This window comes from Paenibacillus sp. 01T422, from assembly GCF_056398785.1.
Genome location: NZ_JBFTQB010000253.1, coordinates 1 through 7,528, shown reverse-complemented (window position 1 = coordinate 7,528; position 7,528 = coordinate 1). Strand labels below are relative to the sequence as shown.

Annotated in this window: 7 protein-coding genes; 3 read left to right on the top strand and 4 right to left on the bottom strand. The window is 47.0% G+C overall.

Translation table 11 applies throughout. The annotated features are described in order from the left end of the window. Together dapD and AC1DUA_RS15855 are read left to right on the top strand one after the other, a co-directional pair. Window positions 1-396: 2,3,4,5-tetrahydropyridine-2,6-dicarboxylate N-acetyltransferase (dapD, locus tag AC1DUA_RS15860; protein WP_477500693.1), on the top strand; the 396-nt coding region annotated here is incomplete at its 5' end. A 20-nt stretch (window positions 397-416) separates the two neighbouring features. Then, complete coding sequence (locus tag AC1DUA_RS15855) at window positions 417-1,538, top strand: N-acetyldiaminopimelate deacetylase (RefSeq protein ID WP_477500692.1); 1,122 nt, start codon at window positions 417-419, stop codon at window positions 1,536-1,538. A gap of 52 nt (window positions 1,539-1,590) precedes the next feature. On the opposite strand, the gene AC1DUA_RS15850 is transcribed toward AC1DUA_RS15855, so the two are convergent. Genes AC1DUA_RS15850 through lspA form a run of 3 tightly spaced genes read right to left on the bottom strand, consistent with a single transcriptional unit; the run spans window position 1,591 to window position 4,220 of the window. Further along, on the bottom strand, window positions 1,591-2,745 hold the full coding sequence (locus AC1DUA_RS15850; protein ID WP_477500691.1) for an aminotransferase A: 1,155 nt from the start codon (window positions 2,743-2,745) through the stop codon (window positions 1,591-1,593). A gap of 31 nt (window positions 2,746-2,776) precedes the next feature. Then, window positions 2,777-3,727 carry an RluA family pseudouridine synthase gene (locus AC1DUA_RS15845; RefSeq protein ID WP_477500690.1) on the bottom strand — a complete coding sequence of 317 codons (951 nt, stop codon included), beginning with the start codon at window positions 3,725-3,727 and terminating at the stop codon, window positions 2,777-2,779. Beyond that, window positions 3,702-4,220, bottom strand: a complete 519-nt coding sequence (gene lspA / locus AC1DUA_RS15840; protein ID WP_477500689.1) for a signal peptidase II — start codon at window positions 4,218-4,220, stop codon at window positions 3,702-3,704. Before lspA ends, AC1DUA_RS15845 begins: the two co-directional genes overlap by 26 nt. 169 nt (window positions 4,221-4,389) lie before the next feature. On the opposite strand from lspA, the gene AC1DUA_RS15835 reads away from it, so the two are divergent. After that, a complete protein-coding gene (locus AC1DUA_RS15835; protein ID WP_477500688.1) occupies window positions 4,390-5,130 on the top strand; it encodes a TraR/DksA C4-type zinc finger protein in 741 nt (246 codons plus the stop codon). A gap of 55 nt (window positions 5,131-5,185) precedes the next feature. Here the strand turns inward: AC1DUA_RS15835 and AC1DUA_RS15830 are convergent. After that, the coding region (locus AC1DUA_RS15830; protein ID WP_477500687.1) for an isoleucine--tRNA ligase at window positions 5,186-7,528 on the bottom strand (2,343 nt) is incomplete at its 5' end.

The following is a 7,528-nucleotide window of genomic DNA, read 5'->3' as shown; positions in this document are numbered from 1 at the left end:
ATCGGAGACAATGCGGTTATCATGATGGGCGCGCTTATTAACATCGGTGCATCCGTAGGCGACGGCACAATGATCGACATGAACGCTGTTCTAGGTGGCAGAGCGCAAGTCGGTAAAATGTGTCACATCGGTGCGGGTGCAGTTGTAGCAGGCGTAATTGAGCCTCCTTCCGCACAACCTTGCGTAATCGAAGATGATGTACTTGTAGGCGCGAATGCCGTTATCTTGGAAGGTGTTCGCATTGGCAAAGGTTCCGTAGTAGCCGCAGGCGCTATCGTTACACAAGATGTTGAAGAGTACACAGTTGTTGCAGGAGCTCCTGCTCGAGTTATTAAGAAAGTTGACGATAAAACAAAATCTAAAACAGAAATCTTACAAGATCTGCGTACCCTGTAAGCTCATCTGGAGGAACACCTATGTCTAGTCCTTTCATCGCACTACGTCGTGAGCTTCACCAAATCCCGGAGCCGGGCTTTCAAGAGTTCAAGACGCAAAAGCTGCTCTTAGACCAACTTGCTAAGCTGCCTCAGGATCGGATGAGCATCCGGACTTGGCGGACAGGCATTTTGGTTTATATCAAAGGAACAAATCCGACCAAACGTTTTGGCTATCGGGCGGATATGGACGGGCTGCCAATTACGGAAGAAACGTCTCTTCCGTTTCCTTCGCAGCATCCGGGATACATGCACGCCTGCGGGCATGATTTTCATATGTCAATCGGGATGGGCGTTATCACGCATTTTGTGGAAAAACCTATGAGAGATGATCTTGTTGTCTTGTTCCAGCCGGCTGAGGAAGGTCCTGGTGGTGCAATGCCAATGCTTGCCTCGGAAGAATTGCAGGATTGGATGCCAGATCAAATAGTTGCCCTGCATATCGCACCTGAGTACCCAGTTGGCACCATAGCCACACGGCCTGAGATTCTGTTCGCCAATACTTCTGAGTTGTTCATCGACCTGCTGGGCAAAGGTGGACACGCGGCTTACCCGCATCAAGCGAATGACATGATTATCGCGGCTACGCAAATGGTTGGCCAACTGCAAACCATTGTTTCCCGTAATGTGAACCCGCTGGATTCGGCCGTCGTTACCATTGGCAAAATGGAAGCTGGCACGAAACAGAACATCATCGCGGAAAAAGGACGCTTGGAAGGCACGATTCGTACGCTTTCCGCTGCTTCGATGGACAAAATCAAAAAACGGATCGAGGCCATCGCTGCTGGTATCGAAAGTTCTTTTGAATGCAAAGTAACAATCGATTACGGCTCAAACTACCGGCAAGTATTTAACGATCCTGCTTTGACTGGGGAGTTCATGACGTGGCTGCGAACAACCGATCAAGTTCAGCTCGTGGAATGTACAGAAGCGATGACTGGTGAAGACTTTGGCTACTTTTTGGAGCAAATTCCCGGTTTCATGTTCTGGCTAGGGGTAGATACCCCGCATGGACTGCACAATGGCAAGCTTGACCCGGATGAGCGCGCGATTGAAGTCGCTATTAATACCATTACCGCTTACTTCAGCTTCAAAACTCAGTAAGTTGGATACCAAAAAACCTCCAAGCCTTTTGGCTTTGGAGGTTTTTTGCACATTACAATTTGCTGATAAAATGTTCCACACGATTCAGCGACTCTTCCAATACTTCCTGCGAATACGCGTAGGAAATACGGATGAAGCCTTCCCCGTAGGAAGTGAAAGCATCTCCAGGCACAACTGCAACATGCTCTTCCTGCAGCAATCTCATCGTGAAGTCCTGCGAGGATAATCCGAATTTGGCGATGGATGGGAACAAATAGAACGCCCCTTCTGGCTTCTCAAGCTCGAAGCCCATTGCCAGCAAACGATCGTAGACGTAGTCTCGGCGTGCTTCATATTCTGCCCGCATTGGGAGTGCATCGTCGATACCAGCTGTCAATGCTTCCAATGCGGCGTACTGGCTTACAGAGCTGGCACAGGTGACATTGTATTGGTGTACCTTGACCATATGCTCTGTTATGTTAGCTGGCGCCAAAGTGAAGCCAATACGCCATCCTGTCATTGCGTGCGATTTGGACAATCCATTAATGACGATCGTTTTATCCCGCAGCTTGCCGATCGTCGCAATGGATTGATGGGTTCCCCCATAAACCAGTTCACTGTATATTTCATCCGATAAAATGAACAATTCACGGTCTTCCAGCAGCTCAGCCAAGTCATTTAGTTCTTGCTTGGAAAGCACTTGTCCCGTCGGATTCGATGGGTAGCACAAGATCACGCAGCGCGTTTGGTCAGTTAGATATGGCGCTAGCAGCTCGGCTGTTAATTTCAAGCCGTTCTCTCTTGTGTCCACATAGACGGGAACCCCGCCAGCTAGTCGTATCAAAGGCTCGTACCCTGGATAAATCGGAGCCGGCAAAATGACCTCCGCGCCAGGCGTCAGAATGGTTCGCAGTGTGATATCTACAGCTTGGCTCGCCCCTGCAGTCACGATAATTTCATCAGCAGCACGATAAGTTTGACCGTATTTCACTTTCACGAAGTGGGATACCGCTTCTCTAAGCTCCAGCAAGCCTGGATTTTGCGTATAGACGGTTTTATTTTCGTCCAGAGCCCTCTGTCCCGCTTCAATAATATGCCGCGGTGTCGGGAAATCCGGTTGTCCGATCGTTAATGTCAGTGCACCCGGAATGGTGCTGACCAGATTAGAGATTTTACGAATGCCCGAAATCTGAATATCTTTTACTTGTGGATTAATTAAATGCTCCATGTGATTCGCTCCTCTCCCCATCAGATGAACCCTAGGATGTTCGTATTGTTTGCAGCAGGTGCTCCATGTCGGGTGGAATCGGCGCTTCGAACTGCAGCCATTCCCCTGTCCGTGGATGCTCAAACCCTAGAATTGCGGCATGGAGGGCTTGTCCATCCATCAACATCCCTTTACTCTTGCCGTACATCGGATCTCCGACCAATGGATGTCCAATAAACTTCATGTGCACGCGAATTTGGTGGGTTCTCCCCGTTTCAAGCTTCAGCTCAACTAAAGTGAAATCGCCGAAACGCTCCAGAACGACGAAGTGTGTCACGGCATGCTTGCTGTTTTTCTCCGTCACCGTATACATCTTCCGATCATGTGAATCGCGTCCAATCGGAGCATCAATCGTCCCTTGATCATGCTGAAGGTGCCCATGAACCAACGCGATATATTTGCGATTAACTGTATGAGCTTTCAATTGCTCGGCTAGACTGGCATGCGCCTTGTCATTCTTAGCTGACATAATCAAGCCGGAAGTGTCCTTATCGATGCGGTGCACAATACCAGGACGCAGCTCTCCGTTGATGCCGGAAAGATCCTTGCAATGATGCATCAAGGCATTAACTAACGTGCCTGAATAGTGTCCTGGCGCAGGATGTACTACAAGCCCGCGTTGCTTGTTGATTACGATAACATCCGTATCTTCGTATACAACATTAAGCGGAATGTCTTCAGCAATCAGCTCAACGCCTTGCGGCTCAGGAATTTGCAGCATAATGACATCTTGTTCCGAAAGCTTATAGTTCGATTTGATCGTTTTCTTATTTACCTTAACATGCCCGTCTTTGACCCATTGCTGAACCAAGGTTCTGGACACATCTTCTTCCAAGGCTTCTGTGATAAATTTATCGATCCGTTCACCCGCATACTGTTTGTCAACTGTCCATTCCATAACATCTTGAGATGCTATTTCAGACGAGGTCTGATTTATGTTCATGAGCGGCTCCTTTTTTCTCTTTTCTCCACGCAAGAATTGAATCTAAGAAAATGAGGATAACCCCGATCACGATGGCGGAATCAGCGATATTGAAAATAGGATAAATGTAATAAATGGCCTTACCAAAAAAGCTGAAATCAARAGTAACCTGTAGGAAATCCACTACTTCGCCGAATAGCGCGCGGTCTACGAAGTTTCCGATAGCTCCGCCAAGCAGCAAGCTAAGCGCGCATGTCAACAGCGTTTTGCCTTCACGGCTTGTCCGGCGCATATACCAAACGATACCGATCAACACGAAAGTCGTAATGATTATGAAAAACCATCTTTGATTTTGTAAAATACCGAATGCCGCTCCCCGGTTTCGATGTGATGTGATCATGAAAAACTCACCTAGTACAGATCTTTCTTCACCGAGCGGAATCCTTTTTACGATGAACCATTTGGACACTTGATCCAAAATAAACACGATTAGCGCATAGAAATAATACTTCATATCTTTTCCTCCTAAGAGCTTTGCATTTGCAAAAACCCGCTTCATAAACGTTCACATATATCGTAAGCAAGAAAGGTACCTTATTTTCAAGGAATTACCTCACTAAAAAACGCGGTTGCTCGGCATTATAACGGTAAGGATCAGCTGTAAGAAGGGAGCTGTACGACCTATGAGCCATTTAACCGAGGAACAATCAAATCAATTATATCTGCAATTATTGGAGGAAAAGCTTGGTCTTGAACAACATTTTGCCACGAACGATCATTTTGGCCTGTCAAACTCTTTCAAAGACAGCACCGGTGAGCTATCCATGTACGATAATCATCCAGCTGATGTGGCCTCCGAGATTTACGAACGTGAAAAAGATATCTCACTCAACGAGCATGCGGAGTTCCACTTGAGGCAGGTCGATGAAGCCTTAGCTCATATGGAAAAAGGAGATTATGGTCAATGTATCTTTTGCCATAGCCCAATTTCTTTTGAGCGCTTGCAAGCTATTCCAACCACTCTCTACTGTAAAGAGCATGTGCCTGATCCGGAACAATCCATCAGAAGACCCGTTGAGGAGCAAATTCTTTATCCGCCTTTTGGCCGGACAAGCTTTGACGAACGTGATGACGAAACCGAGTTTGATGGTGAGGATGCTTGGCAAATCGTTGAAAGCTGGGGTACTTCCAACACCCCTGCGTTCGCAGAAGACCCTAACGTTGAGAGCTACGATGAAATGTACATTGAAGCTGATGAGAATGTCGGCTTTGTTGAATCATTCGAAAGCTTCGTAGCCACGGACTTATACGGTGAGCATGTCACCATTGTACGTAGTAAAGCTTACCGGGATTATATGCATAGCCAGGAAGGCGATCCTTTTCTTGAGCCGGAAAACCGTTCCCTGGATGATGAGCCTCTCTAAAATAAACAGGACAAACGAGCTTCGCTATTACAGCGTAAGCTCGTTTGCTCCTTTCTTACTCGTGGTAATGAGCAGTAACCACGTCATTACATCTGACGCATAGAGTTGGATGTTCTTTACTTTGCCCAACCTCTGGAGTCACTATCCAGCAGCGCTCGCACTTCTCGCCGTCTGCAACGGCAATGGCGATAGCCAAGTGCTTCGTCTGATGCGCCCCCTCAGGTACACTCGTACCTGGCTGATGCACAGTTACAGCAGACACGATGAACAATTGATCCAATTGTTCAAACTGGGTAAGCAAGCTATAAGTTGCTTCGCTTGGATATAGGTGAACTGCAGCTCCTAAGGAGTTACCGATGACTTTCTCTTTACGAGCATCTTCCAGTGCTTTGAGCACTTCATCGCGAACATCAAGGAAGCTGTTCCATTTATTTTCCAATTCCTCATTGTACAAGCTTGAATCCACTTCCGGCAGTTCAGCGAGCTGAACACTGCTTAATTCTACGCCAGGAATGTACTTCCATACTTCGTCTGCCGTATGAGCCAAAATTGGCGAAATTAGCTTAGTTACAGCGACTAATGAAGCATACAATACCGTTTGTGAAGCTTTACGAGCTGGATCTTGCGGTGCATTGGCATATAGGCGATCCTTGATGATATCCAGGTAGAACGAGCTCATTTCAACTGCACAGAAATGATGAATCGTTTGATAAACAACGTTGAATTCATAGGAGTCGTAAGCTTTTACAACTTTATCAATCATACGGTTCAAACGGATCAATGCATAGCGGTCAAGCTCAGACAAGCTTTCAACAGCTACACGATCTGTCTCCGGATTAAAATGACTCAAGTTCCCGAGCAAGAAACGCATCGTGTTACGGATTTTGCGATAAACTTCCGTCGTTTGATTCAAAATGTTGTCCGAAATCCGGTGGTCTGATTGGTAATCCACGGAGGACACCCACAAGCGCAAGATATCAGCGCCTAGCTTGCCGCAAACCACATTAGGATCAATTGTGTTCCCAATGGACTTAGACATCTTGCGTCCTTCTCCGTCCAGTGTGAAACCGTGACTTAGAATACCTTTGTAAGGAGATTGCTCTTTCGTCGCAACACCTGTAATCAGCGAGGAGTTAAACCAACCACGATATTGGTCTGAACCTTCGAGATACAGATCTGCTGGCCACTGAAGTTCTGGACGAGCTTCAAGCACCGCCACATGGCTGGAGCCGGAATCAAACCAAACATCCATGATGTCTGTTTCTTTGCGGAATTCGCCATGACCGCATTTCGAGCAGCAAGTTCCTGCTGGAAGCAAGTCCTTTTCTTCTTTGATAAACCAAGCATTCGATCCTTCTTGCTCAAATAGCTGTGCAACATGCTCAATCGTTTGTTCATTCACGAGCGGTTCATTACAGCTGCGGCAATAGAAAATCGGGATCGGCACGCCCCACGAACGTTGTCTCGAAATACACCAGTCTCCACGATCGGCGATCATATTGTGCAGGCGTACTTCTCCCCACTCTGGCGTCCATTTCACTTTCTTGATTTCATCCAACATTTCTTGTCTGAATTTATCGATCGAAGCGAACCATTGCTCTGTAGCGCGATAAATAACTGGTTTCTTCGTGCGCCAGTCATGCGCATATTGATGCTGAATTTCCCCTGCTTTTAGCAATAAGCCTGATTCCTGAAGCTTCTCAATGATCAGCTTGCCGCCTTTTTCATAGAACATGCCTTCGAACCCTGGAGCTTCCGCCAGCAAGCCTTGCGCAAGCACGTACTTTTTCCCATTAACTTGCACTACGGCATAATCAAATTCCGGATTCAAGGAGATTCCCAAGTTGGCCGGAAGGGTCCAAGCTGTCGTCGTCCAGATAACGATTGCCGCGTCTTGAGGAAGCTTGCCTTTTCCGTCTTTAACCGGGAATGCCACATAGATGGATGAGGACGTTTTCTCTTTGTACTCGATTTCCGCTTCAGCTAACGCACTTTCGGAAGACGGGGACCAGTAGACAGGTTTCAAACCTTTATAGACGTAACCCTTTTGTACCATTTTGCCGAAAACACGGATTTGTCCCGCTTCATATTCCGGCTGCAATGTGATATAAGGATTTTTCCAATCGCCACGAATACCTAGACGTTGGAATTGGCTCTTCTGTTTCTCTACAGATTGCAGCGCGTATTCTTTGCAGTATTCACGGAATTCAGGGACCGTCATTTTCTTGCGATCGACTTTCCCGCTGTTCGTGATCACCTGCTCGATCGGCAAGCCGTGTGTATCCCAACCTGGCACATAAGGAGCGTCATACCCTTGCAGCGTTTTGAAGCGAACAATCACATCTTTTAATACTTTGTTAAGCGCATGCCCAATATGAATATCTCCATTTGCGTATGG

What these genes read in the sequence shown, in the direction of transcription:
- AC1DUA_RS15845 (WP_477500690.1), bottom strand. Translation starts at nt 3,727, where the DNA reads ATGAACATAAATCAGACCTCGTCTGAAATAGCATCTCAAGATGTTATG.
- AC1DUA_RS15835 (WP_477500688.1), top strand. Translation starts at nt 4,390, where the DNA reads ATGAGCCATTTAACCGAGGAACAATCAAATCAATTATATCTGCAATTA.
- AC1DUA_RS15850 (WP_477500691.1), bottom strand. Translation starts at nt 2,745, where the DNA reads ATGGAGCATTTAATTAATCCACAAGTAAAAGATATTCAGATTTCGGGC.
- AC1DUA_RS15855 (WP_477500692.1), top strand. Translation starts at nt 417, where the DNA reads ATGTCTAGTCCTTTCATCGCACTACGTCGTGAGCTTCACCAAATCCCG.